At 51.4% G+C, this 26,222-nt stretch carries 25 protein-coding genes; 11 read left to right on the top strand and 14 right to left on the bottom strand.

What is annotated here, in order from left to right:
- Positions 1–29 precede the first annotated feature (29 nt).
- Positions 30–1,184, bottom strand: a complete 1,155-nt coding sequence (locus HQ41_RS09200) for an Omp28-related outer membrane protein (protein WP_152567289.1) — start codon at positions 1,182–1,184, stop codon at positions 30–32.
- A gap of 789 nt (positions 1,185–1,973) precedes the next feature.
- Between HQ41_RS09200 and rplU the strand changes: the two genes are divergently transcribed.
- From rplU to serS, 3 genes are all read left to right on the top strand, one after another.
- Positions 1,974–2,291 carry a 50S ribosomal protein L21 gene (gene rplU, locus HQ41_RS00860; RefSeq protein WP_044186613.1) on the top strand — a complete coding sequence of 106 codons (318 nt, stop codon included), beginning with the start codon at positions 1,974–1,976 and terminating at the stop codon, positions 2,289–2,291.
- Between the two features lie 28 nt (positions 2,292–2,319).
- Positions 2,320–2,577 carry a 50S ribosomal protein L27 gene (gene rpmA / locus HQ41_RS00855; protein WP_044186611.1) on the top strand — a complete coding sequence of 86 codons (258 nt, stop codon included), beginning with the start codon at positions 2,320–2,322 and terminating at the stop codon, positions 2,575–2,577.
- A gap of 113 nt (positions 2,578–2,690) precedes the next feature.
- Positions 2,691–3,968, top strand: a complete 1,278-nt coding sequence (gene serS, locus HQ41_RS00850; protein ID WP_044186654.1) for a serine--tRNA ligase — start codon at positions 2,691–2,693, stop codon at positions 3,966–3,968.
- Positions 3,969–4,238: 270 nt separating this feature from the next.
- On the opposite strand, the gene pgk is transcribed toward serS, so the two are convergent.
- Complete coding sequence (gene pgk / locus HQ41_RS00845) at positions 4,239–5,495, bottom strand: phosphoglycerate kinase (RefSeq protein WP_044186609.1); 1,257 nt, start codon at positions 5,493–5,495, stop codon at positions 4,239–4,241.
- Positions 5,496–5,714: 219 nt separating this feature from the next.
- Here pgk and HQ41_RS00840 point away from each other — a divergent pair, with 219 nt between their 5' ends.
- The 6 genes from HQ41_RS00840 to HQ41_RS00815 all read left to right on the top strand — a co-directional run bounded on the left by HQ41_RS00840 (position 5,715) and on the right by HQ41_RS00815 (position 10,484).
- Positions 5,715–5,990 (top strand): hypothetical protein, encoded by a 276-nt coding sequence (locus tag HQ41_RS00840; RefSeq protein WP_044186607.1) that lies wholly within the window; start codon positions 5,715–5,717, stop codon positions 5,988–5,990.
- A 185-nt stretch (positions 5,991–6,175) separates the two neighbouring features.
- On the top strand, positions 6,176–6,421 hold the full coding sequence (locus HQ41_RS00835; protein WP_044186605.1) for a GlsB/YeaQ/YmgE family stress response membrane protein: 246 nt from the start codon (positions 6,176–6,178) through the stop codon (positions 6,419–6,421).
- Positions 6,422–6,535: 114 nt separating this feature from the next.
- Complete coding sequence (locus HQ41_RS00830; RefSeq protein WP_044186603.1) at positions 6,536–6,802, top strand: PqqD family protein; 267 nt, start codon at positions 6,536–6,538, stop codon at positions 6,800–6,802.
- 96 nt (positions 6,803–6,898) lie between these two features.
- Positions 6,899–8,038 carry a nucleotidyltransferase family protein gene (locus HQ41_RS00825; RefSeq protein WP_052405196.1) on the top strand — a complete coding sequence of 380 codons (1,140 nt, stop codon included), beginning with the start codon at positions 6,899–6,901 and terminating at the stop codon, positions 8,036–8,038.
- Between the two features lie 11 nt (positions 8,039–8,049).
- Positions 8,050–9,660, top strand: a complete 1,611-nt coding sequence (locus HQ41_RS00820; protein ID WP_044186602.1) for an ABC transporter ATP-binding protein — start codon at positions 8,050–8,052, stop codon at positions 9,658–9,660.
- A 53-nt stretch (positions 9,661–9,713) separates the two neighbouring features.
- Entirely contained in the window at positions 9,714–10,484 is a 771-nt protein-coding gene (locus HQ41_RS00815) for an SDR family NAD(P)-dependent oxidoreductase (protein WP_044186600.1), read from the top strand.
- Positions 10,485–10,570: 86 nt separating this feature from the next.
- Here the strand turns inward: HQ41_RS00815 and menB are convergent, their stop codons facing one another.
- From menB to HQ41_RS09695, 9 genes are all read right to left on the bottom strand, one after another.
- Positions 10,571–11,395 (bottom strand): 1,4-dihydroxy-2-naphthoyl-CoA synthase, encoded by an 825-nt coding sequence (gene menB / locus HQ41_RS00810; RefSeq protein ID WP_152567288.1) that lies wholly within the window; start codon positions 11,393–11,395, stop codon positions 10,571–10,573.
- A gap of 9 nt (positions 11,396–11,404) precedes the next feature.
- Positions 11,405–13,081, bottom strand: coding sequence for a 2-succinyl-5-enolpyruvyl-6-hydroxy-3-cyclohexene-1-carboxylic-acid synthase (menD, locus tag HQ41_RS00805; protein WP_044186596.1), 1,677 nt, complete (start codon positions 13,079–13,081; stop codon positions 11,405–11,407).
- Positions 13,082–13,094: 13 nt separating this feature from the next.
- Positions 13,095–14,171: an isochorismate synthase gene (locus tag HQ41_RS00800; RefSeq protein WP_044186594.1), complete on the bottom strand. Its 1,077-nt coding sequence runs from the start codon at positions 14,169–14,171 to the stop codon at positions 13,095–13,097.
- Positions 14,172–14,348: 177 nt separating this feature from the next.
- Entirely contained in the window at positions 14,349–15,611 is a 1,263-nt protein-coding gene (mraY, locus tag HQ41_RS00795) for a phospho-N-acetylmuramoyl-pentapeptide-transferase (RefSeq protein WP_044186592.1), read from the bottom strand.
- A 41-nt stretch (positions 15,612–15,652) separates the two neighbouring features.
- Positions 15,653–17,152: a UDP-N-acetylmuramoyl-L-alanyl-D-glutamate--2,6-diaminopimelate ligase gene (locus tag HQ41_RS00790; protein WP_044186590.1), complete on the bottom strand. Its 1,500-nt coding sequence runs from the start codon at positions 17,150–17,152 to the stop codon at positions 15,653–15,655.
- Positions 17,153–17,212: 60 nt separating this feature from the next.
- Positions 17,213–19,450: a penicillin-binding protein gene (locus HQ41_RS00785; RefSeq protein WP_044186588.1), complete on the bottom strand. Its 2,238-nt coding sequence runs from the start codon at positions 19,448–19,450 to the stop codon at positions 17,213–17,215.
- 8 nt (positions 19,451–19,458) lie between these two features.
- Positions 19,459–19,989, bottom strand: a complete 531-nt coding sequence (locus HQ41_RS00780; RefSeq protein ID WP_152567287.1) for an FtsL-like putative cell division protein — start codon at positions 19,987–19,989, stop codon at positions 19,459–19,461.
- 52 nt (positions 19,990–20,041) lie between these two features.
- Positions 20,042–20,956: a 16S rRNA (cytosine(1402)-N(4))-methyltransferase RsmH gene (gene rsmH / locus HQ41_RS00775; protein ID WP_044186585.1), complete on the bottom strand. Its 915-nt coding sequence runs from the start codon at positions 20,954–20,956 to the stop codon at positions 20,042–20,044.
- A 210-nt stretch (positions 20,957–21,166) separates the two neighbouring features.
- Complete coding sequence (locus tag HQ41_RS09695) at positions 21,167–21,334, bottom strand: hypothetical protein (protein ID WP_161780566.1); 168 nt, start codon at positions 21,332–21,334, stop codon at positions 21,167–21,169.
- 422 nt (positions 21,335–21,756) lie between these two features.
- Between HQ41_RS09695 and HQ41_RS00770 the strand changes: the two genes are divergently transcribed.
- Entirely contained in the window at positions 21,757–22,716 is a 960-nt protein-coding gene (locus HQ41_RS00770; RefSeq protein WP_081964702.1) for an endonuclease/exonuclease/phosphatase family protein, read from the top strand.
- 156 nt (positions 22,717–22,872) lie between these two features.
- Here the strand turns inward: HQ41_RS00770 and HQ41_RS00765 are convergent, their stop codons facing one another.
- From HQ41_RS00765 to HQ41_RS00755, 3 genes are all read right to left on the bottom strand, one after another.
- Complete coding sequence (locus tag HQ41_RS00765; RefSeq protein WP_044186581.1) at positions 22,873–23,754, bottom strand: hypothetical protein; 882 nt, start codon at positions 23,752–23,754, stop codon at positions 22,873–22,875.
- Positions 23,755–24,006: 252 nt separating this feature from the next.
- Positions 24,007–24,744, bottom strand: coding sequence for a 2-phosphosulfolactate phosphatase (locus HQ41_RS00760; protein WP_044186579.1), 738 nt, complete (start codon positions 24,742–24,744; stop codon positions 24,007–24,009).
- A 13-nt stretch (positions 24,745–24,757) separates the two neighbouring features.
- The gene (locus HQ41_RS00755) at positions 24,758–25,096 is read right to left on the bottom strand and encodes a zinc ribbon domain-containing protein YjdM (protein ID WP_044186577.1); all 339 of its coding nucleotides are present in this window, start codon (positions 25,094–25,096) and stop codon (positions 24,758–24,760) included.
- A gap of 171 nt (positions 25,097–25,267) precedes the next feature.
- Here HQ41_RS00755 and HQ41_RS00750 point away from each other — a divergent pair, with 171 nt between their 5' ends.
- Positions 25,268–25,903: an NAD(P)H-dependent oxidoreductase gene (locus HQ41_RS00750; RefSeq protein WP_044186575.1), complete on the top strand. Its 636-nt coding sequence runs from the start codon at positions 25,268–25,270 to the stop codon at positions 25,901–25,903.
- Positions 25,904–26,222 lie beyond the last annotated feature (319 nt).

Here is a 26,222-nt window from a genome sequence, read left to right as displayed (position 1 = left end):
CTGGGGGATCCTACTTAAAGGGGCTACCTCTATTTCTTGGCTAGAGGTATCTTGGTTGCGTCTAGGAATCGGTGCGACCTGCGCTCCATCACGAATACTACGATTGATGCATTCTCTGGGTTCTTGACCACAGCTCCAAGTGTATGCTTGATAGTAGCTTTCTCGCCTAGCTCTATCTGCTGTCCCCAAGTTCCGTTTAGAGAGCCTCTGAAGACGAAGTCGTGTACGTAGCCCTCGATGTTGCCCATAGGCGAGCTTTGGCGGAACTTCAGGTCATCTTCTACCACCCAAACTAGCAGGTTTAGAGGCGTCTTATGCAGGGATTTCTGTGAGCTATATACACGTGTGAGGACTTCCAGAGTTATCTCCCGCCCATTACGCTTAAGGTCAATCTCGGCCTTGTAGAGATCTTTCTCTTTTAGCATCTCGTTTAGGGGACGATTCTCCACTGGCGTGTTGTTGAAACGAATGCTTGGATATCCCTTTACGTTGAGTGGCGCAGAGTACTTGGCAGCTTCTCGCAAATACAGATCGGGGGAGTATGAGTAGCTATCGTGTATGAATACAGGAATGTACTGTTCCCCAATTTCCTTGGCTTTCTCTCTGATGCTTTGACCATTTCGGTAGCAGTACGTACACCTCTGCCCTGTGAAGTTGAGCAGCACCACGTTGCGCAATCCCGGCTCTTCATCTACCATCGTAGGGTCCGTTGCTGGTGGAGTAGGTGGAGTAGGTGGTTCTGGAGGAGTGGGAGGCGTTGGAGGAGTCGGCGGCGTGGGTTTATCTCCCTCGTTGTCATCCTTGGGTGGATTGGGTTTGTTCCCTTCGTCGTCTTTAGGAGGGGTTGGCTTATCTCCCTCGTTGTCGTCCTTGGGTGGATTGGGCTTGTTTCCTTCGTCGTCTTTAGGAGGAGTCGGCTTGTCCCCTTCGTTGTCGTCCTTGGGTGGATTGGGCTTGTTTCCTTCGTTGTCTTTAGGAGGGGTCGGCTTGTCCCCTTCGTTGTCATCCTTGGGTGGATTGGGTTTCTCGCCATCTTGCTTCTCGTTGTCTTTTTTAGGCTGTTCCTTTTTCTCCTCTTCCTTGGGCTTCTCTGGCTTGGGAAGTTCTTTTTTACAGCTAGGTAAGATGAGACCTACCATTAGAGCCGCAAGTAGGCATCTCGCCACTATAAGACATTTATTCATACTGCTGAAAGTTATGTTAAGAGTTAGACTTATCAACTAAGGTTGTTACAAACTGATGCAAAGATAAAAGAAAGTGATTAAGGGAAGATAAGTGCCGTGCAATGGTTTCATGATATGATTGATGTCTGGTGGCGGGTGCCACGGAGGGCAACTCTGCTGTTGGGGAGGTCATGAGTACATGTGACTTTAATAATCCAATACAAGTGGAGCCTCGGAATTTATATTTTCGGTCATATTTCAGAATGTTGGTGGGGAGGTGTTCGCTCTGGTGAGATAAAAATGGCAAACCTCGTATTTGCCCCCTAGAAGGCCTCAGATTGCCTCCTGCAGTGTTTGGGGCTCTCCGTCTAGACGCCCGAAAATAATCGCTTATAGGAGGTTTTTGTAGAGTGTTGATATTGAGTTATTTATTTGGTTTTCTCCTTCGTCCTTGGCTGATTGACTCGCACTTTTGAGATTTTCTTCCCATCAATCCCGAGAGATTGATGGACACACTGCTCGGGAGTAGTCCTACAACTTGGCAAAACCAGTCCTTCAATTTTTTGACCGATCTTGTCCGTTCGGCTCAAATGAGCTCGAGAGTAGACTCTCCGTTTTAATGTTTTTTTGCGGTTTCTGCGTTCGGAACGTTGAGAGTAGAGTTAGCATACACTTGGGGTAGGGTAGATGGGTTTGGTAATTAGAAGAATAGTCCGTAAATTTGCACGATTTTCCTAAGTAGGGTTGGTGTCAAGTAGCGGCCTAAGTCGCTCACCTTACGGGGCTAATTTTAATAAGTTAGTATAACAAATGTACGTTATCGCAGAGATTCAGGGACAGCAGTTCAAGCTTGAGCAGGGCCGTCGCCTATTCGTACACCACATCAAGGGTGCAGAGAGTGGTGCAGTAGTGGAGTTCGACAAGGTACTCCTAGTAGACAATGCAGGCAATGTAACGGTAGGTGTACCTACGATCGTAGGTGCCAAGGTTGTTTGCGAAGTAGTAAGCCCACTGGTTAAGGGGGACAAGGTACTTGTTTTCCACAAGAAGAGAAGAAAAGGCTATCGTAAGCTCAACGGACACCGTCAGCAGTTTACTGAAGTTCTTGTTAAGGAGATCGTAGCATAATTATTAACCGCTTAAAAGAAACAGAATAATGGCACATAAAAAAGGTGTAGGTAGTTCTAAGAACGGACGTGAGTCGGAAAGCAAACGTCTGGGTGTGAAGCTCTTTGGCGGTCAGTTCGCTAAGGCTGGTAACATCATCGTGCGTCAGCGTGGTACGCAGCACCATCCCGGTGAGAACGTGGGTATCGGTAAGGACCACACGCTCTATGCCCTAGTAGATGGTAAGGTTGTGTTTACGCGCAAGCGTGACGACCGATCGTACGTTTCTGTTCAGGCAGAGGCATAATCCGATCTACTCCGCAACTAGAGGAGATTTTCAGAACTTAAAAAAAGAGGTTGCCTCACAAGGTCTATACGGCCTTAGGCAACCTCTTATTTATTCATCATACCAATGTTTATATGCTTACGCTGAAGCAAATCAAAGATAATACTGCCGATGTCGTACGTCGCCTCGCCAAGAAGCACTTCGATGGCTCAGTCGCCATCGCTCGTGTGTTGGAGCTAGATGAGAGGCGCCGTGCCATGCAGCAAAGACTAGACGCTGCACTTGCCGAGCAGAATAGCATCGCCAAGGAGATAGGTGCTCTGATGAAGCAAGGCCTCAAGGAAGAGGCCGAGAAGATCCGCACACGTGTGGCAGACCTCAAGGCTCAGAGCAGAGCTATGGAGGAGGAGAAAGCGCAAGCCGAGGAGGCGCTACGCCAAGAGCTCTACCAGATCCCTAACCTACCAGCCGAGATTGTACCCGAGGGCAGGACAGCCGAGGACAATGTCTGTGTATCTCAGGGTGGGGAGATCCCTACACTAGCGCCCGATGCCCAGCCACACTGGGAGCTAGCCAAGAAGTATGACCTCATCGACTTCGAGCTAGGTGTCAAGATCGCAGGTGCTGGTTTCCCTGTCTACAAGGGCTATGGCGCTCGCTTACAAAGAGCGCTCATCAACTTCTTCCTCGACAGTGCTCGTGAGGCTGGCTACCTAGAGGTGCAGCCCCCCTACGTCGTAAACGAAGACTCTGGCTACGGCACTGGGCAGCTCCCCGACAAAGAGGGTCAGATGTACCATGCCACGGCAGACAATCTCTACCTAATCCCTACGGCGGAGGTACCGGTAACCAACATCTATCGTGATGTGATTCTTAATGAGCAGGATTTGCCAATCCGCAACACCGCCTATTCGGCTTGCTTCCGTCGTGAGGCTGGTTCGTATGGCAAGGACGTGCGTGGACTTAATCGCCTGCATCAGTTCGACAAGGTAGAGATCGTTTGCATCGACAAGCCCGAGCGTAGCTATCAGCGTCTTGACGAAATGGTGGCATACGTGCAGACTTTGGTTGAGAAGCTGGAGCTCCCTTGGCGCATTCTACGTCTAAGCGGTGGTGATATGAGCTTCACGAGTGCACTGACCTACGACTTCGAGGTCTACTCTGCCGCCCAGGAGCGCTGGTTGGAGGTGAGCTCTGTATCCAACTTCGAGAGCTATCAGGCCAATCGCCTCAAGTGCCGCTACCGTGATAGCGAGGCAGGTGTACAGCTCGTGCATACGCTCAACGGTAGTGCTCTAGCTCTGCCACGTATCGTAGCAGCTCTGCTGGAGAATCATCAGACGCCCGAGGGCATTCGTATCCCCAAAGCACTCGTGCCTTACACGGGATTCGACTTGATTCCTGCCCAATAGAGGAGTAGACGCTTAGAATAGATAAAACAAAAGGCGGTGTTGCTTGCGACATTTGGCTCGGTTGCATACTTCAGTATGCTTCCTTTAGCTCAGTCTTAGAGTCCTCTCACGCACGATTGCTCGCCTCGTCATAGCTGGAGTAAACTCCGCTCTACTCTCGGCTTATGCAATCCTTGCATTTTACACATTCTGAAACACGCAAAAAGGGCTGTGGCGAAATTCATTTTTGCCACAGCCCCTTTTTATGTGATGTTAGCTATTGTCTGCTGCTTAGTCTTCGATAGCTGCGATACCGGGTAGCTTCTTACCCTCGATGGCCTCTAGAAGAGCGCCACCACCAGTAGATACATAGGATACCTTGTCGGCAAAGCCAAACTTATTCACTGCAGCAACGCTGTCGCCACCACCCACAAGAGAGAATGCGCCAGCTGCCGTAGCATCAGCAATCGCTTCGGCTACCGCACGAGTACCATCGGCGAAGTTGTCCATCTCGAATACGCCCGTTGGGCCATTCCATAGGATCGTCTTAGAGGCCTTGATCACCTCGGCGTATGCCTTGATGCTGTCGGGGCCGATATCCATACCAATCCAGCCAGCAGGGATATTGTCGTTCTGAGCAAAATCGGTCTTGGCATCGTTGGCGAAAGCATCAGCGATCTTGGAGTCTGTGCTTAGGACGAGGTTTACACCGTTGGCTTTAGCTTTAGCTACGATCTCACGAGCTAGGTCTAGCTTGTCGTCTTCGCAGAGAGAGTTGCCGATGTTGCCGCCCTCAGCCTTGAAGAAGGTGTAGGTCATAGCTCCAGTGAGAATGAGGTTGTCCACCTTACCCAGCAGGTTCTCGATGATGTCGATCTTGCTAGATACCTTAGAGCCACCCATGATCGCTGTGAATGGGCGGTTGATGTCTTCCATAACCTTAGCCACAGCATTCACTTCCTTACCCATGAGGTAGCCGAACATCTTATTGTCCTTGTCGAAGTATGCAGCGATCAGAGCCGTAGAGGCGTGTGCACGGTGTGCAGTGCCGAAAGCGTCATTGACATAGCAGTCTGCTAGAGCAGCGAGCTTCTTGGTGAACTCCTTCTGGCTCTCCTTGACAGCCTTCTTGGCTGCGGCCTTCTCTTCGTCGCTTGCGTCCTCGGCTAGACCACGTGGCTTACCCTCTTCTTCTGCATAGAAACGGAGGTTCTCTAGCAGTAGAGCTTCGCCGGGCTTGAGTGCAGCAGCCTTCTCTACAGCCTCTGCCTCAATGCAGTCGTTGGCGAACTGTACCTCTACGCCTAGGAGCTTAGATACGTGAGCGAGGATATGGCGCAGAGAGAACTTGTCCTCTACCTTCTTGGGACGGCCTAGGTGCGAACCAATGATCACAGAACCACCATCGGCAATGATCTTCTTGAGGGTAGGTAGAGCGGCACGGATACGTGTGTCGTCGGTGATGTTGAAGTCAGCATCTAGAGGTACGTTGAAGTCCACACGCACGAATGCTTTCTTACCAGAGAAATTAAACTGTTCGATTGTCATCGTCTTCTTTATTAATTGCGGATAAATATCTTAAATCTTTTATGCAAAGGTATGAATTTGCCACAAATCCACCAAGATACGTTGCATCACTTAGATACTTCTACTCTGGTGCATCTCTTCGTGTGTTGTCTACATTATTTCTCCCGATGAGAATAGTTATCTTTGTGTATACGATGTAAATAGCTACTAAGAATACAGAATGCCTTAAAAATACTTTGTATGGAGTCGAGATCTTATTGGGCTGATTTTGTGCTAGAGGTGCTTATAGCTACTGTTGTTTGCTATGTCGCTCTCGTGCTCGTGCGCTATCTAAGGGAAAAGAGAGGGGTGCGTGTGCGCTACCTAGCCCTATTGCTCGTGGCGATGATCCCCCTTGTCGTGCTGCCAAGCGTTTATTTATCGGGGGTTCAAGGCTCGGGTCTTGTGGGAGGGTTTGCAGGGATCTGCGGAGGCTATTTGCTCAACGAGCTCAATCGGGGTAAGTGGCGCCTGTAGATATGGACTAAATGGAGGCTTTGGGTTAAACTTTTTTGCAAATTCGGATATTTATTCGTAAATTAGCGGTATATCCCGTTCTCGTTTTAGGTTTTTGTGCAGAGTATTTATTGTACTCTAGCATTTACTTGACGGAGAAGATGGAAGGATATACATATTGTTTAACTCGAAAAATTGATAAAACTATGGGATGGATTGGAACAATCATTGTCGGATTGCTTGCGGGTCTTATTGGCTCGGCTATAATGCGTGGGGGCTCTATGGGGTGGCTCAAGAGCATGATCTTGGGGCTGCTTGGTAGCGTCGTTGGTGGGCTGGTGTATAGCCTATTGGGCGCCGAGGCTGGCGAGAGCTTCTGGCCACAGCTTGTGGTGTCTACCATTGGTGCCTGCGTTATCCTTTTTGTGGTAGGCCTTTTCCGCAAGAAGTAGGTAATTCGAGTTTTGGGCATAGAGGCTGTGCTGCTTATCTCATCGTGATGAGAGGCAGTACAGCCTCTGCTGTATGGATATTTCGTATCTTTGTGAGAGAAATCCTAAGTAAATATGAGAGTAAAAGACAATTTGTCCCTGCGTAAGATAGCAGACGAATATATCATGATCGCTGATGTAGGCGATCACCTTGACTACACGAAGGCTATTGGTCTAAACGAAACGGCTGTCTACCTCATCGAGTCTGTACAGGGCAAAGAGTTTGATGCTGAGCTCTGGGCTAAGCTCTTGACCGAGCGTTATGAGGTTAGCTATGAGGAGGCACTAGCCGATGTGGCTAAACTGATAGACAAACTCAGAGAGGTTGGGATCCTTGAGTGAGCCCTGTGCCAGTACTGCTCCCTGTCTGCGTACAATCCTAGCTAAGCCTAGCCTCCGTCTAGCACTTTTTCGTAGCCTATCTGCCCAACCAAGCGTATGTCCGTGATCACAGCCGAGGAGCGTTTATTCCTCCATCTTCTATCCTCCGCCATACATAATCAGCCGCCAGAGGCCTCCCTATTCGACGGGGTGTCCGATGAGCAATGGCGAGCTATTGAGCGCACAGCACTCAGGCAGAGCGTGCCTGCACTTGTCGCAGACCGTATTCTGAGCTTGCCTAGAGAGGCGGTGCCACAAGATCGGGAATTTCGCTTACGTTTGGCCCTACAGGTTGATATGGTAGAGCGAGGAAACAAACGCATCAATCAGACCCTACAAGCTGTACGTGCAGACTACGAAGCCGAGGATCTGCCCTTTGTCCTGCTCAAAGGGCAAACCCTTGCTTACTATTATCCTCAGCCCCTACTGCGTAGCTCGGGCGACCTAGACCTCTATCTCTACCGTACGGGCGACTATGAGCGAGCCAATGAGTGGGCGGTAGCCCAAGGCTATCGCCTCATCGGGCATTCCCTCTACGAGCAACTCTACTATAGAGGCAAGGTAGCTGTGGAGAACCATAGAGTCCCTGCCTACTTTGGTCAGAAACGTTACGACAGAGCTTTTGCCCAGATGCTTCGCCCTCTGATAGAACAAGACGACTTCGCTTTGCTAGAGCTCGAGGGGCTAACCTACCGCACACTTCCCAAAGAGCTCAATGCCGTCTACGTCTTCCAGCATATTCTTCACCATTTCTGCTATCTTGGCATCGGGCTAAGACAGGTTTGTGACTGGATCGTTTTGCTTACCGACCATCAAGATGAGCTAGATGTCGATCAATACCAGATGCTGGCCGATCAGCTAGACTTGCTTCGCCCTATGCGCCTATTTGCCCTGACGACTGTGCGCTACCTAGGTGTACGCCCCGAGATATTCCCTTTCGACTTGCCACAAGACGAGGAGAGTATTCGTCTATCCGATCTCATTATTCAAGACATCTTCCGAGGAGGGAACTTCGGTATGGAAACCTTCGCAGGCAAGAAGTTCTCCAATATCTGGTTTAGACGTTGGTTTATGTTTCGCAAAACTTTCGCCCGGAGCCTGCGTATCGGTGCAGTAGCTCCAGAGCATATCCGTATGACTCCGCTGGTAGCTATCAGTAATCGTATCAAATTGCTATTTGCCAAGACTCCTAAATAAGATTAGAAGTTATGCTTGAGTTTGTTCGCTATCTCGTCCGAGGCTACAAGTGGTCGCTGATCTTGATGATCCTTGTGGGCTTTGCCTACATCGCCGCTGCATTACTTTTTGTGTGGCTGGGCAAGTGTGTCATTGATATTGCTACGGGGGATATGCAGGGGAGCTGGGTTCAGTATTCTATTTGGCTGATTATTACCCTCGCCGCCCAAGCTCTACTGCGTCTGTGCAATATCTGGCTTATAGGGCGTACATCTACTTTGATGGGTAATACCATTCGGCTCAAAGTATTCTCACATCTTCTCTATGCTCGCTGGCAGAGTCTTGGACAGATCCATAGTGGCGATATGCTCACCCGTATTATTAAGGATACGGACGATTTGGTGATGCTCTTGACGAGTGCTCTGCCCAACTTCATACTCAGCGGAGCTCAGCTTGCAGCATCTTTGGTCATGCTCTATGTCCTGAGCCCTGTATTGGCCATTATCCTTGGGGTCGGCATGCCACTTGTCCTGCTTTTTAGTAAGGCTTTCTACCGTCGTATGCTTGATTTTAGCAATCAGATCAAGCAGACCGAGAGTCGCATCAACTCGCAGATGCAGGAGGCTTTGGGCAATCAGACAGTCATTCGCACCTTTGAGCGGCAAGAGGCTGAGATTGACCACCTGCGCTTGAACCAAGGGAAGCTCTACCGCAACGTCCGCCAACGTATAGGTCTGACCATCTATGCCAACATGATGGTTAGTGCCGCTTTTAGTGGTGGCTATATCATTGCTTTTCTTTGGAGTGCTTATGGACTTAAGCATGGGACGATCACGTTTGGTATGATGACGATCTTCTTGCAGTTGGTCAATCGTATTCAGCGTCCGATGATCGACCTTATGGGGTCGCTCCCTACTATCATAGCCTCCAAGGCTGGGATCGATCGTCTAGTCAATTTGCTTGAGTTTAAGGTCGAGCAGAGAGATAAGCGTACGCTTCTTAGCGAGGTGCTTCGTCTGAGGGCCTCGCAGGTGAGCTTCCGCTACGAAGAGGATAGTCCTTGGGTCTTCCGTGACTTCGAGATGTCGGTAGAGGCTGGCTCCATGGTTGCGGTGATGGGGCGCACTGGTGCTGGCAAGACCACACTGCTGCGCCTATTACTTGGTTTGGTGCACCCTACCGAGGGGCGCTTGGAGCTGATCTCGGAGCAGCGTACGTTGCGGATCAGCGAGGCGACACGCTCCAACTTCATCTACGTGCCACAAGGTAATTCCCTCTTCAGCGGTACGATACGGGATAACCTATTGGTGGGCGATGCTACGGCCGATGATCGGCGCCTGAGAGAAGTACTATCGATTGCATCGGCAGACTTCGTTTTCGATCTACCTCATGGTCTGGATACAGTACTAGGGGAGCGAGGCGCTGGCCTCTCTGAGGGACAAGCACAGCGCATCGCTATCGCACGCTCCCTCCTGCGCCCCGGGCGTATCCTCCTGCTAGATGAGGCAACGAGCGCTCTAGACGGAGCGACAGAGCAGGCGTTTCTAAAAAATCTACGCCAGCATCTTGGCGGACGTATCATCTTATTCATCACACATCACTCAGCGGTAGCCGAGGCTTGTGATCAAGTGATTCATCTATGATGAGTCGCTTGTCTGAGCCTATTAATATAAACACATTAGACTTCTAAAACGAAATGAAAGATCTCCAAAACATTTGCGTTCTAATCACGGGAGCAACCTCTGGCATTGGTGAAGCAACTGCCCGCATGCTGGCTCAAAAAGGCTGTGGCAAGCTCATTCTAGCAGCCAGACGTGAGGAGCGCCTTGCTACACTTGCCGAGCAGCTGCGGCTACTTGGTACATCTGTACACACTATCACTCTCGATGTGCGAGATAAGGTGGCTGTCGATGTCGCTTTCGCCAAGCTGCCCGAGAGTGTGGAGCGTATAGACGTTCTTATCAACAATGCGGGTTTAGCCTCTGGGTTGGACGGTTTCGACACAGCTGACTTTTCGGATATTGAAGCGATGATCGATACCAATCTCAAGGGCTTGATCTATGTTTCTAAGGCTATTATCCCCTATATGCTCAGGCAGCAGTCGGGGCATATTATCAATGTCAGCTCCATTGCTGGTAAGGAAGTCTACCCCAATGGTAATGTCTACTGTGCTACCAAGCACGCAGTCGATGCCCTAACTCGAGGCATGCGTGTAGACCTAGTAGGGCAGGGAATTAAAGTTTCGCAGGTCGCTCCAGGTGCTGTTAATACAGAGTTTTCCCTCGTTCGCTTTCACGGAGATCAAGAGCGGGCGGATAAAGTGTACGATGGCTACCAACCCCTCACGGGTGAAGACATCGCAAGCTGTCTATGTTTTATGATTGGGGCCCCCGATCATGTCAATATCGCCGATATGCTTATTCTTCCACAAGCTCAAGGCGATAGCCGAACCTTTATCAGAAAGTAACTTCTGAATATATAAAATGGAAGCCCCCGGCTAGCATCTCTAAAGAATGCGCTAGCCGAGGGCTTCCATTTTTTTGCCTAGTGGGATTAGGGCAACTTGGGGAACTTCTTGAAGTCAGGCTTGCGCTTCTCTAGGAATGCGTGCTTACCCTCCTGAGCTTCATCTGTGAGGTAGTAGAGCATCGTAGCATCGCCTGCTAGCTCCTGAATACCAGCTTGACCGTCTAGCTCGGCATTAAGACCTGCCTTGATCATACGTAGAGCCAGAGGGCTGAGCAGCATCATCTCCTCTGCCCACTGTACATATTCGTCTTCTAGGTCTTCGAGTGCAACCACCTTATTGACTAACCCCATGTCTAGAGCCTCTTGTGCGTCGTATTGGCGACAGAGGAACCAGATCTCACGAGCTTTCTTCTGTCCTACGATACGAGCTAGATAAGATGACCCGAAGCCAGCATCGAAGCTACCCACACGAGGTCCAGTCTGTCCGAACCGAGCATTCTTAGAGGCGATGGTAAGGTCGCAAACCACGTGCAAGACGTGTCCGCCGCCTATGGCAAATCCATTGACTGCTGCGATGACGGGCTTGGGAATGCTGCGGATCTGTTTTTGTACATCTAGGACGCTCAAGCGTGGCACGCCGTTCTTGTCGATGTAGCCGCCCTTGCCTTTGACGTTTTGGTCGCCACCAGCGCAGAAGGCCATATCTCCTGCCCCAGTGATGACTACGACATTGATGTCGGCCTCTTCACGACAGATGCGCAGGGCATCGCTCATCTCTGCTGTGGTCGTTGGGGTGAATGCGTTGCGATAACGCTCTCGGTTGATCGTAATACGGGCGATGCCGCCATAGAAGTCGAAGAGAATCTCTTCGTACTCACGGATTGTAGTCCATTCTCGTTTAGCCATAATCTTATGCTTTTATAATTGTTGGTAATATGCTTGTAGTAGCTCTGTATCCTCGTCCATAGAGGTAAATACCTCCACGACGAGAGGGCTCGACGCCTCCTCTGAGCAGAGGGCTGGTAGGACTTGCTCTAGCTCCTCGCTGGAGCGCACCGCATGGTAGACCAATCCACAGTCCTCCGCCCAAGCCTTAGCCGATTGTCCATGAGCGCCCATAATACTCCCGAAGCTTGGCGCATCGTGTGGCATACCGCGTAGGCCTCTGAAGATGCCTCCCCCAGAGTTGTTGAGCAGTAGGATGCGCACGTTCTCCCCGACCTTGTCTGCCCCAAGCACGTTCATATCGTAGAAGAAGCTTAGATCACCGATGATGATGAAGTTTGTACGTTCCGATGCTTTAGCATAACCCAGAGCCGCTGAGAGCGAGCCCTCAATCCCGTTAATCCCTCTATTGCACAGGACCTCGGTATCGTGAGGTAGAGGGTAGAGCTGAGCGTGACGTACGGCAGAGCTATTAGCCAGATGTATGGCACATCCGTTAGGCATCAGAGCGAGTAGCGAGCCGACAGCCTGCATGGCCGAGTAGAGGAATTGAGGTTGGGTTAGTCGGCTAGAGTGTTCCTGCCAGAGCTGGCGGTAGCTACTATCACCCCAGTGTATTGCCTCGTCAAAAAGGCAACCTTCCCAGTTCTTGAGCTCCCCCTCGATAACTAAGGTAAGCCCACCGAATAGGTCTACTACCTCACCCCTAGGGGATAGGTGCCAATGCTCACGAGGTTTGTATGAACGAACGAATTGCTTAATTCGCTTCGATACAATATGTCCACCTAGAGTGATGAGTAGATCTGGGCAGTAGTCGTTGGCTTCCATATAGTTAAGGCCAGCGAGCAGGGCGTCGAAGTTATCTATAAATTCACTCGTTGAGTCGATTTGCCCTGACAAGTGTTCCTTGAGGAGTACAGCTTTGGGCAGCAGAGCCTCTAGGAGCTGAAGTGTTTGCCTTTGGGAGGGAGGAAGCTGACCGACGAGGATCATAATGCGCTTTGCTTGTGCGCCAATCTGTTTGAGCTGCCTGATTAGGTTGTTCGCTCCAGAGCTATCCGACAGAGCCGAGAGAGAGAGGCGGCGTATGGTACGCACCTTGGGTAACTGCTTAGTCGTGAAGTTGAATAGTGGCTCGGAGAGCGGAACGTTGATGTGTACTGGCCCTCCTGCATGATGAGTCGCTGCGAGTAGAGCTTCGTTGATGAGCCTATTGATGTGCCAGAGCTCCTCCTCGTCTTTGCCCTCTGGGAGATAAACGCTAGAGTGCACAAGTGAGCCAAAGACTGACCGCTGAGGCATTGTCTGTCCGTCCATCTGTCCGATCCATGCCTCTGGTCTATCTGCTGTGATCAAGACAAGCGGGACGCCCTGATAGTAAGCCTCGGTAACGGCAGGGAATAGATTGACCACTGCACTCCCCGAGGTACAGCACACCGCCACTGGGCTCTGCGTAGAGAGAGCCAAGCCTATGGCATAGAAGCCTGCGCTACGCTCGTCCGTAACCCGATGACATACAAAGTCTGCATCCACTGCTAGGCTATGCACGATGGCTGCATTGCGGCTACCGGGGCATAGCACCACTTGGCGTATGCCATGTGTCTTGAGTAGGGCTACTAGCTGTAGTATATTGGGTTTGTCCGAGTACATGGTTTTGTATCTATTATCTGAGTGCCGCTCCCATGGTTTGCATCTTCCGCTCGGTTTCTAGCCACTCGTCTTGTAGCGTTGAGTTGGGTAGCAATCCTCCGCCTGCGTATAGCCTAGCTACTCCGCTCTCGATGCTCAAGCACCTTAGATTGACGTAGAGGGCTGTATTCCCCTCGGGATCAATGAGTCCTAGGCAACCAGAGTAGTAGCTTCTCCCCTCTGGCTCGTGGCTTATGATGAACTGCATTGCCTCTTCCTTGGGTAGGCCACATACAGCAGGAGTGGGATGTAGGGACCCGACCAGCTGCCCGATAGAGTTACTCTCTGCCAAGGAGAAAGCAATGTCTGTACGCAAATGGACTAGTCGTCCTGCCCTGACGGTGTAGGGAGTACTCGTATGAGTTTCTATGTCTAGAGAGGAAAGCCTGTCGCAGATGTAGGTAGTCACGAGGGCTTGCTCGCGAATGTTCTTGTCGCTCCAACATCCGCCTCGTTCAATAGCCTCCGCTGGTAGCGTGCCAGCCAGAGCCATTGTCTGCCAGCTATTGTAGCTCCCCGAGAGCAGGAGCTCTGGAGTGCTAGCAAGCCATAGCCCAGTGGCGGGGGTATATAATATATATGTATAGGCATCTGGGTAGAGCTTACTGGCGCAGGCGAAAGTCGCTATGGGATCGATAGGTGCCTGCATGGCAGAGGTTTTTTGCCGAGCAAGTACGAGCTTGTCGAACTGCCCTGAAGCTAAGGCTTGGGCGAATGTCCCGAAGGCGTGGCGGTAAGCCTCCGTTGGCTCATGTCGGAGCTGTTGCTCACTGGGAGCCTCGGTGACTGTAGGCCAGATATAGTCTTGAGCTAAGTCGGTCTTGCCGTCTAAAGGGAGGAAAACAATGGGTGTGGAGGGTGATAGAGCAAAAGGAGCTATTAGGAAGCCCTTGCTATCGGGGAGCGATGCCCACGAGCAATATGTCCGTATCTCGTCAGTGGCAAATAGAAAAAGCCTAGGGACACACGTCCCCGGGCTACAGTAGGCGAATAGTCCTGCCCTATTTTGTATGACCTGCTCTAGCTCCTCGGCTAGCGATCTGCCACTCATTAAGTTTGCTTTTCCTATTAATACGGAGCACAAACTTACTCAAAAAGCCCCAAAGAGCCAGCGATCTCTTTGGGAGTTCGTTTCTGCACGGTATTACAATGAGTAGAGCGGCTAGGCAAAACCAATGATATTGCCTAGCCGCCCTCTGTTTAACCTTGGGCTATTAGATTGGTCTGCCTAGCGTACTTTGAGGGTTACTACCGTTAGTACAGCGAGGATAATACCAATGAGGAAGAAGCGCATCGTGATCTTAGCCTCGGGGAGTGCCGTACGTGGTTTATTCCACAGACACTCGATACCACTATTTGCTCCCTTCTGATAGTGGTGGTGTAGAGGGGACATACGGAAGATTCGTTTCCCCTCGCCTGTCTTGCGCTTGGTGTACTTGAAGTAAGTTACTTGTAGGATAACGGATATTCCTTCCATGATGAAAACCCCACAGAGTATAGGTAGTAGTAGCTCCTTGCGTATGATTACCGCAAATACACCGATGATTCCCCCTAGTGTAAGGCTCCCTGTGTCGCCCATGAAGACCTGAGCTGGGAAGCCATTATACCAAAGGAAACCGAGCGTTGCACCCACAAAAGCCGCTGCGAAGATTACCAGCTCTTCTGCTCCGGGGATAAACATGATGTTGAGGTAGCTCGCCATCTGGAAGTGTGACGATACATAGGCCAATACCCCAAGTACAACGCCCACAATCGCCGAAGAGCCAGAGGCTAGGCCATCGATACCGTCCGTCAGATTGACCGTGTTGGAGAGCATGGTCACAATGAAAACCGTCATCGCTACGAAGATCGCCCACCCTAGTAGAGTCTTGGTCGTACCGTCTGCTAGGGGTAGGAGCTTGGCATAGTCGAGATTGTTGTTCTTGACGAATGGGATAGTGGTTTGGGTACTCTTGCTATCCACTTGAGAGAAGTGGATTTCCCTCGTGCCACTGTGGGTCGTGATTTCGCTATTCTCCTTGATTACGACAGCAGGGCTTAGATATAGGGTTAGTCCTACGACTAGGCCGAGGAATACTTGCCCTACGATCTTGTATCGCCCGGGTAGACCCTCTTTGTCTTTTTTGAAGACTTTGATGTAATCGTCAAGGAAGCCGAGTAGCCCCATCAGTATGGTGGTGAGGATCATCAGCAGAATGTAGATATTGTCTAGCCGAGCGAAAAGCAGGGTAGGGACTAGAATGGCTAGAATGATTATTAGACCACCCATTGTTGGGGTACCACGCTTGGCCAACTGGCCTTCTAGACCTAGGTCGCGAATGCTCTCCCCGATCTGTAAGCGTTGCAGGTAGCGAATGATCTTATGCCCTAGTATCGTCGTGATTAAGAGCGCAAGGATCAAGGTTAGCCCAGTACGAAAAGAAACATAAGCAAAAAGTCTACTACCGGGGATACCCCAGTCTTGGACAAGGTCGAATAAATGATATAGCATAGTGATGATATTTATCTGTAGAGCTAGTGCAGAGAGTACTGCTACTCGGTGGTAAACTGCTGGCGAATGACTTCCCTGTCGTCGAAGGGGTGGCGTACGCCCTTCACTTCTTGATAGGCTTCGTGCCCCTTACCTGCCACGAGCACTAGGTCGTGTGGCTGAGCCATCGAGCAAGCTGCTTGTATCGCCTTGGCTCGATCGGTGATACGCTGTACACGGTACTCATCTCCAACTCCAATGCCTGCCTGCATCTCATCTAGAATAGCCTCGGGGTCTTCGCTGCGTGGGTTGTCCGAGGTTAAGATGACTAGGTCGGCATAGCGGAGCGCCTCCATGGCCATAAGCGGACGCTTCCCACGATCCCTATCTCCACCACAGCCCACGACGCAGATGATGCGAGCATCACTCTGCCGTGCTCCTTGCCTTAGGTCGTCGAGAGTTTGTAGCACATTGCTCAGAGCATCGGGGGTGTGTGCATAGTCCACGAAGGCGGTATAGCCTCGCCTCTGCGATCGTAGTGCCTCGAGCCTACCATCGACAGAGGTTAGTGTCGAGAGGTAGCGTAGTGCTTCCTCTCTAGGCATTCCTAGCAAACAAGCGGTAGCATAGACAGCTAGTAGGTTGTAGGCATTGAAGGCTCCTACTAGGCGTACCGATATCTCCTGCCCATCGAGCTCGAGCAGAGTACTGTCTGCGTATTGCTCTAGGATACGTCCCTTGAAGTCAGCCAGAGTATGTAGCGCATAGAGCTTGCGTCTGGCAGAGGTATTCTGTAGCATGATCTCGCCATTGCGATCGTCGGCGTTGCTTAGGGCAAAAGCCTCTCTAGGCAGGAGGTCAAAGAAGCGCTTCTTGGCATAGAGATACTCCTTGAGTGTGCCGTGGTAGTCGAGATGATCTCTCGTGAGGTTGGTAAAGATACCCCCCTCGAAGCAGAGCCCTGCGATGCGCCTCTGCTCCACAGCGTGCGAGCTCACCTCCATGAAGACGAAGGAGCACCCAGCATCACGCATGCGAGCCAGCAATGCTTGTAGCTCTAGTGCGCCGGGAGTGGTGTGGGTAGTGTCTATTGCCTCGGAGCAGACATAGTTGCGTACGGTGCTGATGAGCCCCGTGGGGTAGCCTGCAGACATATACAGCTTGTAGAGTAGGGTAGCGATAGTTGTTTTGCCATTGGTCCCCGTCACACCTACTACCCTGAGCGACTGGCTAGGGTGTCCGTGCCAAGCCGAGGCCATACGCCCGAGCATCTCTCTACTATCTGGCGTGACGATGTAGCACACATCCGGCCGAGGTGCCTCGGGGCGCTCTTGAGTCACTACCACCTTGGCTCCAGAGGCTATGGCCTTGTCTATGTAGCTATGTCCGTCTACAGCCACGCCACGTACGGCCACGAATGCAGTACCCTCGCTCACTTTGCGTGAGTCCTCGGCTAATGCCGTTATTTCTACGCCCTCGGCCGAGCCAAGGATTTCGTATGGGATCTGCTCTGGCTGTATGCCTCTAGAGGCCGTCGCCCGCAGTAGTTCTGTCAATAACATAGTTGAGAATGAGTTTGATGGTCGGCAGAACCTAGGCTTGCCGAACCCTTTTCTTGATGCTTATTGTCCTAGAGTGATGTTGATTTTGGTGCCTTGCTTGGCCTTGGCGCCTGCTGGGACACTCTGCCCTACGACTCGACCGCTACCCGAGAAGCGAGGGATATAGCCTCGGCTCAGCAGTGTGTGTGTCGCGTCTGTTGCACTCTGCCCTACGACATTGGGTACTGATCCTGCTGGAGCCTTGGGGAGCTTGTGTTCGTGGAGCTCGGTGTCTAGGTGGATATACTCCTCGGCAGCAATCTCGGTGTTGGCTTGGTACCGCCCGTCTACCTGATGTAGCAGGGCTTGTAGCGTGCCTTTCCTCCCCGAGGTTATGGCCATACGCTGCTGCGCAATAGAGGGTTGTGGGATAGAATCTAGGCTACGTGGCGTCTCCATAGAGATGAGGCGCTCAGCCAAATCACGGATCACAGGGCCAGCCATAGAGCCTCCGCCAGCGGCGAACTCTTTGGAGGGATTACGGATAACCACAATCATTGAGTAGCGTGGCGCCTCGCTAGGGAAGTAGCCACAGAACGAAACTTGGTGCGTCTTGCCATCTGGGCCGCTATAGCTACCGCCTTGGGCAATCTGAGCTGTACCACTCTTGCCACTAATGGCCACGACATCGGTGCGTAGGCTGCGCCCAGTTCCATCGGTTACGACCTTGCGGAGCATATCTTGTAGTGCAGAGAGTGTCGTAGGCTTACAGATACTCTCTTTGAGTACGGTCGGCTCTTGCTGTTCGACGATCTCACCCTCGTCGTCACGTATCTGAGTGACCATGTAGGGGCGCATGAGTTTGCCCCCATTGGCGATGGCGTTGAAGAAGGCGAGTGTGTAGATAGGCGGTATCTGCGTTTCGTAGCCGAAGCTCATCCACGCCAGCGTCGTCCCATACCAGCGGTTGGGATTGTCTGCTCTCTTGCGCACTTTGGCCTGAGCCGCCCCCGGTATTTCTAGCTTTAGGTCTAGCCCGAAGCCTAGGTCACGGATCTTCTGCACATAGTCGTCGGGGCGATTGGCGTAGCCCTTGACGATGATTTTGGCTACACCTACGTTGCTCGATCGCTCGATGACCTGCGAGGCGGAGATACGTCCGTAGCCTCGCCCGTAGTTGTGGTCTTTGAGAAGGCGCTTGCCCACCGTCCAACCACCATTGCCCACGTCGATACTGTCCGAGGGACTGACTACTCCGTCGTCGAGGGCGACCATCATAGAGGCTACCTTGAAGGTTGAGCCCGGCTCGCTCATGTCCGACACGGCATAGTTCATCGTCTCACGATATACTCCCTCGCTGTTGCGTTCGAGGTTAGTTATGGCTAGCACCTTACCTGTCTGCACCTCCATCAGCACAGCAGTGCCACTACCCGCTTTGAGGCTGCCGAGCCGATTACGCATTATGCCCTCGAGCAGATTCTGCTTGTTCATGTCGAGCGTCGTGTAGATGTTCATACCAGATCTAGGAGGCGTGACTACCTTGAGGTTGTAGCGCTGTGCATTGTAGCGCTTGACGCCCTCGCCTATTTGCCCCCGAAGCAGAGAGTCGTAGTGTAGCTCTAGGCCTTGTTTGCCCTGCGAGAGGCCGTCCTTTTTCTCTGCATAGACAGAGCCAATGGTACGCAGAGCGAGCGAGCCGAAAGAGTTGATGCGCTTGGAGCGCTCCTCGGTGATGAGCATTTGGCGCAGCAGGCTCTTCTTTTTGAGGCGCCCATGCTCGTAGTGGTGGGCAAAGGGGGCTTGGCTTAGGATCTGAGTCAGATCTAGGTAGCTGATGTCGAGAGGAGCTACGAGGCAGTAGCGATGCTTCTTGCGGAAGGCTTTGCTCCAGCGCTCTCTCTGTGGCTTGGTCTTGATGCCGTAGAGGCTATCGAGGCGCACCTCTAGCCAGTCTAGCTCTCGGCTAAGCTGGTTGCGTAGGGCTTGGCGTTTGGCTCTCAGCACACTGTCTTTGGGCATCTTGAGGCTGTCGTTGTGCGCCAAGCGGATGGCTCCAGCATTGAAGTCTAGATATAGTCTGTAGGAGGGTGCCGTGATCGCCACGGGACGGCCGTCCGAGGCGTAGATAGAGCCACGTATGGGCTCCAACTGTATGGGCTCTGGGCGGTGCAGTGTCTGCCCGACTTTGCGCCACTGCTCGCCGTCTTGCCCCGTGATCATCAAGATCATCTTGGCACATATAGCGACGAGGATAATTGCAAACCCTATCCCGAACAGCCAATAGATGAGTTGTGGGGTAACACGCTGTTTCTTGTCCATGCCGAGTGCTATTTGGAGGTTTGTGCCGAGTGGTTCACGATCTCGTAGGGAGGGTATGTCGAGGGCTCAAGGTCGAGCCCAAAACTCTCGATGTTTTGGGTAATGGTGCTGATCTGCTCATGCTTAATAAGCTCTGCCGTGGTGAATAGGGACTTGTAGCGGATATCCTCTAGTTCTTGCTCTAGTTTGCTTACCCTACGATCTACCATGGGCACATAGACGCCCCAAAACACCGCCAGCAGCGATAGCACTATGCAGAATATGCCGAAGAGGCCAAAGCGTCGTACGAGCCTAGAGCCGTTGGTTTGTATCCACTCGCTTATCTTCAGAGAGTCAGTAGTAGTATCATCTTCCGTTAGGTCGCTAATCCGCTTGAGTACGGCCTCTCTGCGCTCTCGCTGCTCGTCGCTGAGCTGGGCGTGCTCATCGCCCTGTGTCGCTGAGCTCTGCGTTGTCATCTTCTCCTCGTGAGCATCTTGATGGGCACGCTCGATGAGCGCCTCCATATCGCTTGGGTGTCGTTGGCTTTCGTCAGTCATAGTGATGTGGGCTTTACTATATATACGAGGTAATATGTATGTGGTGCAGTGGTTAATGTGGTTGCCACTGAGCTACTCGTAGCTTAGCGCTACGGCTGCGAGGGTTGAGTGCCTCCTCCTCTCTCGAGGGTGTGATAGGCTTACGTGTGATCATCTGCCAAGGCGAGCGAGCCGAGCCATAGATCTGTGCTTGAGTATCTGGCTGACCACTCTCTTTGAAGAAATTCTTGACGATGCGATCCTCCAGAGAGTGGTAGGTCATCACCACGAGGCGCCCCCCGGGGCGGAGTATGCGCTTGGAGGCCTCCAGCATATCTCTTAGAGCACCAAGCTCGTCATTGACCTCTATGCGTAAGGCTTGGAAGAGCATACTTAGCTGCTTCTTTTCCTCTCTTGGGCTGATGCAGGGGCGTACAACCTCGAGCAGATCGCCTATGGTCGAGAGAGGTCGTTCTTGGCGTGCACGGCAGATGCGGCCAGCAATCTGTCTGCTCTGGCGCAGCTCTCCGTAGTTGTAGATGAGGTCGGCTAGTCGCTCCTCCTCGTAGTCGTTGAGGACATCTCTGGCCGAGAGCCCAGAGCGAGCATTCATACGCATGTCTAGCAGGGGCTCCTCTGTCCGGAAGCTGAACCCCCGCTCTTGAGCATCGAAGTGATGCGATGATACTCCTAGGTCTGCTAGTATGGCGTCTACCTGCCCCAGCCGTCCATAGTAGTCCATGAAGCGGTCTATGTGCCTGAAGTTTGATGCTATGAAAGTGAATGAAGGGTGCGGAGCTATGTTGGCTAGCGCATCGGCGTCCTGATCGACCGAGTACAGATGTCCCTCTGCTCCTAGGCGATCGAGTATGGCACGAGAGTGTCCGCCCCCTCCGAAGGTTACATCGATGTAGCAACCCTCTGGGCGGATATCCATACCGTCTAGGCACTCCTGCAGCATGACTGGCACATGGTAGACCTGCGTCATAGTTGTTTGATTTGCTTATTAAATTGGTTTTGCCTGTAGGCATCTAGAGGACGACAGCCTAATACAACGGACTTGAGTGGTAGTATTGTACCCCTTAAAGTTATGTGCCATAAGGCTTCCGACCGATTTTCTCTAGAAGATCCTCGGAAAAGGCAAAGTTAGAATTAAATTCATCTCAAAGCAATAACTATTTTAATTTTTTTCTTGTCGCTATTCGGCGGTTGATGGGCCTACAATCTGCTGTGTGCACTGCCTCTGTATTTTATACATTTGTTTACGCTTCTGGGTGTTGATTGAAGGGTTGCTCTTCAGCCAAGGGAAGAAACGCCAGACTGCGTATTTGCCCTCTAGGAGGCTCTGTATTGCGTCCGACCTCATTGGGGCACCTAACCCCCAGACAGCCGAGATCCTAGCCTTAAATGGTCTGTTTTTAATGTGTTGATATTTATGTGTTTATGGTGTTTCTTGGGGCGGATTTGCGTAGTCGTGGCATATTTCTCGACATTTCTTCCCATCAATCTTGGCGAGTGAGTCCACCAATCCGCCAAGATGTGTCCACCAATCTGAAGAAATCAGCCCATCAATTTCCCTCAATCACCCCGCTGCTATTTATAAACCTCTGGCTTATTTCCTCAAATCTCTAATTAATCTCTTAACACTCCTTGACGTTTGTGATGATCTGTGGTGCCATTGACTGTGTATTACGAGTAATCCCTTACATTTGTGGGAGATAGTGGGGGACTTCGTCACCACGATGGCAAGAGCAATCATCTACTAACCCAACAAGAAAAGTAAGGATTATGAAAACATTGGAACCACAACCTCAGGAGGTTAAGGACAATCTAGAGGAGTTACTCAAGGATCTAGACGAGAAAATCCCTCCTAAGCAACTTGATCGTAACCTGCTTATTGCGACATGGAATATCCGAGGCTTCGGCGATCTGACACGTGTCTGGATGAGCAAAGAGGGCGATACCCCTCGGCGTGACTTGCACTCGGTACATTGTATTGCCGAGATTCTAAGGCGATTTGATGTGATCGCTATCCAAGAAGTTAAATCCAACATCAGGGCACTAAGAGATACCCTCAAAATTTTGGGGAGCGAGTGGTCTATGATTCTGACCGATGTGAACCAAGGCGATGCAGGCAATGGTGAGCGCATGGCCTATCTATTCGATACTCGTAGGGTCAATCTCTCGGGTTTGGCTGGAGAGCTGGTTGTGCCTGACGAGTGGCGCAATGGCGTGTCCAAAAACGTGATGCAGGAGCAGTTTGTTCGTTCGCCCTATGCGGTGAGTTTCCGATCCAAGCATCAGACCTTCATTCTCATCACTCTTCACGTGCTCTATGGCAAGAAATCGACAGATCGCATCAACGAACTCAAGGGGATCGCTCAGTGGCTGTCGTCTTGGGCGAAAGACATCAATGCCTATCATCAAAATCTAATTATACTTGGCGACTTCAATATCGAGGCCCGAGGTGATTTGCTTGACCAGACCTTCCTCTCCGAGGGGCTATATATCCCAGAGGGGTTACAGAGTAAGGAGGTAAGCCGTTCGATATTCAACGATACCAAGTACTACGATCAGATTGCGTGGTTCAACGGAGCTAATGGGCAACCCAAGCTTTCCCTCGAGTTTGTGCGTGGTGGTAGCTACGACTTCGTCGCCACGGCACTCAAAAATAGGGGGCTAACCAAGCAGAAACTATCCTTCATGATGTCCGACCACTATCCACTATGGGCGGAGTTTAAGCTCTAGAGGGTTTGGTCAGAACTATGTACAAAAGGAACGGCAGTGTAGACTACCTACACTGCCGTTCCTTTTGTACAATATGAGTCTTGAGAGAGGCTTTGGCTACACTACGTTCGCCTCGATGTTATTTGTAGAGCTTATCTATTTGTTCTAGCTGTGTAATCAATCTTGATAAGCCGAGTACAGAGGATAGTTTGAGCTCTGTTGTGCCATGAATACATGTCCTACGAGCAGAGGAGGGTCGTCGAAGTTCTTTTGCTTGAGGGACTCTTCGATGAGCTTAGTCGTTGGGCTGTCTGGGTATGCTTGTCTAAATCGCTGCCACTCGGCCTTGAGGTCTGGGTCGAGCCCCCCAGATCTGTCTCCGATAGGCGTGTTGTCTACACCGGCTAGATAGGCCATTTGGAGGGATTGGTAGCTCTCGCTAAGTCTGCCGAATAGCTCCGTTTGCCCGGGGAAGGCCTTAACGTAAGCCTCGTATCGAGCTATCAAATCTCCGAGCTCCCGCCAGCTTAGTCTGAGGCAAGCATCGGGAGCAAAGTTTTCACCATCTCTCAGCAGTTGCCAGTGCTCTTGATAGTAGGCCGGTAGCAGGGTGAGATATTTGGCGAAAAGGGTAGGCGAGGGGGTAATCAAGACAATACCCTCCCCGACATCCTCTAGTTGTAGCCCTGCCTGCTCGTAGTTTCGCTCTCTCTGCTTGATGCTGTCGTGTGGCTCTATGAGGTTGCCCTCTTCGTCTAGATGATACTCGTAATAGCGATTTAGGTAGTCGCTCTCACGTTCGTTGAGCATATCTGCCGCTTGTGCCACTAGAGAGGCGAAATCGTCGAATATCCGACACCGCTCTTGTGGTGTAGCGGCTTCTATTGTCAGGCCGACGATCTCCTGTTTGAGGGCAATACGCTCCAGCGGCTCGGTAGATTGGTCAAGGGCTTGCTCCAAGCTGTCGAGGCGAGAGGTGGCACTCTGAGTTTGTTTGGAGCTCTGGCAGGCTGTCAGTAGTGCTGCTCCTGCCAAGAGCAGATAGATGATTGGTTTCATACGCTTGATAACTGGATTTGATTTTGTCCTATTGTGCCGAGGCACTGATTACCTCACTGGAGGTTTTAGGTCGAGGTGCCTTACCTCGTCCAACGGATGGCTACGCTCATTTCTCGAGGGATCATAGTGAATAGAGAGGTTGCGCAGCTGGAGTCGTACCTGATAGTTCGTTCGCTGCCTTCGTCTAGGAAGAATAATTTGTTGCCCACTCAGTCGCATAGCTCTGCGTACCATTGGGCTCCCCGCAAGACGCTATAACTTGCCTAGCAAACCAGTCTGCGTATCTACTAGCCCTACTACTAGGCTGTGTGTGCCGATAGTCATGCAGTACTCGGCTGCATCGGCGTGGCCTGCTTGCACGAGACGTGCATAGTGTTCGGTGCGCTTGATGTAATCCATACGCTCCTGCATCGTTTGGCAGTGCCCATGCCAGAGGTCTTGCATCATCACAGCCATATCCCCCTCGGCTATTCCTAGACCCTGCTCTCGGGCAAAGCAGGCAAATGCACCTGCGTATAGGCAGTCCTCCGTAGAGATCTGCCCTTGCCAACCAGCAGCTACGATTAGGACCTCTTGTGCGCCAGATCTGTGGCAGTAGTCCAGTGTATCGGGGAGGTTGAGCAAACTCCCGATCAGGATCCGCTGCGCACCAGCCTCTAGAGCGATGCGTAGCGAGCGAGTACCGTTGGTTGTGGTCAGGACGATGCGCTGGTTGGCGACAGCCTCTGGGGTGTACTCCAGAGGATCGTTGCCGAAATGGGCGAAGTCGCAGCGACGCACTTGTCGTTCGGCTGCCATCAGATAGCCATTGGCCAGCCCAATAGCTTGCGCCTGCTCGGTTGTAGCTACGGGAAAGATGCCAGCAGCCCCATTGGCAATGGCTGTAACTATGGTCGTGGAGGCGCGGAATATGTCTGTGATGACGACGATTGCCTCTGGGCGATGATAGAGCTGATATAGCTCTGGGCTAGGACATAGGAGTATTTTCATTGAGCCGCTCCCCCTATCCCTTGCGTAGGAAGCAAGTCTTCAAGACAATGCCCGAGCCATCTATCTTACAATCAACCTCCTCGGGGTTGTCGGTCAGGCGAATACTCTTGACTTTGGTTCCCTGCTTGATTACCATGGACGAACCTTTGACTTTGAGATCTTTGATGACCGTCACGGCATCGCCGTCTGCGAGTGGTGCACCATTACAGTCCTTGGCTACATCGTCGACCTCCTGCTCTGTGGCTTCGGTCTGTGGCATAAATTCGTGGGCGCAGTCTGGGCAGACGTAGGTGGTACCATCAAAGTAGGTGTTCTCGCCTAGGCACTGTGGGCACTTTGGATAATCTGTCATAATCTTCTTATATGTGTACTGAGTCGTTTAGGACAAAGATACGGCCTTATATAGGAAGGACAAAAAGCCTTTTGCTCCCACAGAGATGAACCCAATGAGTTCGAACGAGGTTGTATAGTGGTAATTCGCTTTGTCGAAATACATCACAATTAGAATAAATAACTTAATAATATGTCATTACTCAAGAACCTAGAGTGGCGCTATGCCGTTAAGGCCTACGACTCTAGCCGCAAGATCAAGCAGGAAGATCTGGAAAAAATACTCGAGGCCATTAGCCTAACGCCTACTTCCTCTGGTCTACAACCCTACAAGGTGCTTGTCGTGGAGCGGCAGGACCTCAAGGATCGTATCTCCGAGGGAGTCTCCAATGTGGAGTGCGCCCGTGAGTGCTCCCACATCATTATTTTCGCCGCTTGGGATAGATACACCCCAGAGCGTATCGACGAGGTTTACAACCGTATGACCAAGGAGCGTGAGTTGCCCGAGGGGCGCTTTGCTTCGTACACGGACTTCCTCAAGCGAGCCTACTACGAGGGGCAAGACTCGGAGCAAAACTTCGCCCATGCTGCCCGCCAGACCTATATCGCTATGGGGTTGGCTCTCGCTCAGGCTGCCGAGTTGGAGATTGGTTCGACGCCAGTTGAGGGATTTCGTCCCGAGCATGTAGATGAGATCTTTGGGCTTAGGGAGCAAGGCTACAGGGCTGTTAGCATGATCTATCTGGGCTACTCCGATGAGGAGCGTGACTGGATGCGTCCAATGAAGAAAGTTCGCCGCCCCAAGGACGAGCTTATCGAGCGTTACTAGCCTCCAAGCCAGTAGTTATTCCCAACAAAGGGGCTATGGATAAACCCGGGTTTATCCATAGCCCCTTTTAAGATGCCTCAGAGTGAGCGAGGTATGAGGGGGGAAGACTAGGGCTGACGGAGCATACTCAAGTATGTAGCCGAAGCCGATGACCAAGTCCGTGTGGCACAAATGCACTAAGTAACTTGAGCTGTTTACGTATTATGCCACATCTTCTTGTCCATACTTATGCCATATGGGCTGGTATGAGCTATCAATAGTGCTCCTATTTGCTGTCTTTTTAGTTAAAGAGTGTAAAAGCATTATGCTTGTTTTTTGT

This window comes from Porphyromonas sp. COT-290 OH860 (genome assembly GCF_000768935.1).
Classification (GTDB): domain Bacteria; phylum Bacteroidota; class Bacteroidia; order Bacteroidales; family Porphyromonadaceae; genus Porphyromonas.
Note: the sequence above shows the minus strand (reverse complement) of the source record. Positions and strands in the feature narration are given on the sequence as shown.

What these genes read in the sequence shown, in the direction of transcription:
- HQ41_RS00820 (WP_044186602.1), top strand. Translation starts at nt 8,050, where the DNA reads ATGCTTGAGTTTGTTCGCTATCTCGTCCGAGGCTACAAGTGGTCGCTG.
- HQ41_RS09695 (WP_161780566.1), bottom strand. Translation starts at nt 21,334, where the DNA reads ATGAGGTCGGACGCAATACAGAGCCTCCTAGAGGGCAAATACGCAGTC.
- rpmA (WP_044186611.1), top strand. Translation starts at nt 2,320, where the DNA reads ATGGCACATAAAAAAGGTGTAGGTAGTTCTAAGAACGGACGTGAGTCG.
- HQ41_RS09200 (WP_152567289.1), bottom strand. Translation starts at nt 1,184, where the DNA reads ATGAATAAATGTCTTATAGTGGCGAGATGCCTACTTGCGGCTCTAATG.
- HQ41_RS00780 (WP_152567287.1), bottom strand. Translation starts at nt 19,989, where the DNA reads ATGACTGACGAAAGCCAACGACACCCAAGCGATATGGAGGCGCTCATC.
- HQ41_RS00800 (WP_044186594.1), bottom strand. Translation starts at nt 14,171, where the DNA reads ATGAGTGGCAGATCGCTAGCCGAGGAGCTAGAGCAGGTCATACAAAAT.
- HQ41_RS00750 (WP_044186575.1), top strand. Translation starts at nt 25,268, where the DNA reads ATGTCATTACTCAAGAACCTAGAGTGGCGCTATGCCGTTAAGGCCTAC.
- mraY (WP_044186592.1), bottom strand. Translation starts at nt 15,611, where the DNA reads ATGCTATATCATTTATTCGACCTTGTCCAAGACTGGGGTATCCCCGGT.
- serS (WP_044186654.1), top strand. Translation starts at nt 2,691, where the DNA reads ATGCTTACGCTGAAGCAAATCAAAGATAATACTGCCGATGTCGTACGT.
- HQ41_RS00765 (WP_044186581.1), bottom strand. Translation starts at nt 23,754, where the DNA reads ATGAAACCAATCATCTATCTGCTCTTGGCAGGAGCAGCACTACTGACA.
- HQ41_RS00825 (WP_052405196.1), top strand. Translation starts at nt 6,899, where the DNA reads ATGTCCGTGATCACAGCCGAGGAGCGTTTATTCCTCCATCTTCTATCC.
- HQ41_RS00840 (WP_044186607.1), top strand. Translation starts at nt 5,715, where the DNA reads ATGGAGTCGAGATCTTATTGGGCTGATTTTGTGCTAGAGGTGCTTATA.
- menD (WP_044186596.1), bottom strand. Translation starts at nt 13,081, where the DNA reads ATGTACTCGGACAAACCCAATATACTACAGCTAGTAGCCCTACTCAAG.
- pgk (WP_044186609.1), bottom strand. Translation starts at nt 5,495, where the DNA reads ATGACAATCGAACAGTTTAATTTCTCTGGTAAGAAAGCATTCGTGCGT.
- HQ41_RS00760 (WP_044186579.1), bottom strand. Translation starts at nt 24,744, where the DNA reads ATGAAAATACTCCTATGTCCTAGCCCAGAGCTATATCAGCTCTATCAT.
- rsmH (WP_044186585.1), bottom strand. Translation starts at nt 20,956, where the DNA reads ATGACGCAGGTCTACCATGTGCCAGTCATGCTGCAGGAGTGCCTAGAC.
- HQ41_RS00835 (WP_044186605.1), top strand. Translation starts at nt 6,176, where the DNA reads ATGGGATGGATTGGAACAATCATTGTCGGATTGCTTGCGGGTCTTATT.
- HQ41_RS00770 (WP_081964702.1), top strand. Translation starts at nt 21,757, where the DNA reads ATGAAAACATTGGAACCACAACCTCAGGAGGTTAAGGACAATCTAGAG.
- HQ41_RS00830 (WP_044186603.1), top strand. Translation starts at nt 6,536, where the DNA reads ATGAGAGTAAAAGACAATTTGTCCCTGCGTAAGATAGCAGACGAATAT.
- rplU (WP_044186613.1), top strand. Translation starts at nt 1,974, where the DNA reads ATGTACGTTATCGCAGAGATTCAGGGACAGCAGTTCAAGCTTGAGCAG.
- HQ41_RS00755 (WP_044186577.1), bottom strand. Translation starts at nt 25,096, where the DNA reads ATGACAGATTATCCAAAGTGCCCACAGTGCCTAGGCGAGAACACCTAC.
- HQ41_RS00785 (WP_044186588.1), bottom strand. Translation starts at nt 19,450, where the DNA reads ATGGACAAGAAACAGCGTGTTACCCCACAACTCATCTATTGGCTGTTC.
- HQ41_RS00815 (WP_044186600.1), top strand. Translation starts at nt 9,714, where the DNA reads ATGAAAGATCTCCAAAACATTTGCGTTCTAATCACGGGAGCAACCTCT.
- HQ41_RS00790 (WP_044186590.1), bottom strand. Translation starts at nt 17,152, where the DNA reads ATGTTATTGACAGAACTACTGCGGGCGACGGCCTCTAGAGGCATACAG.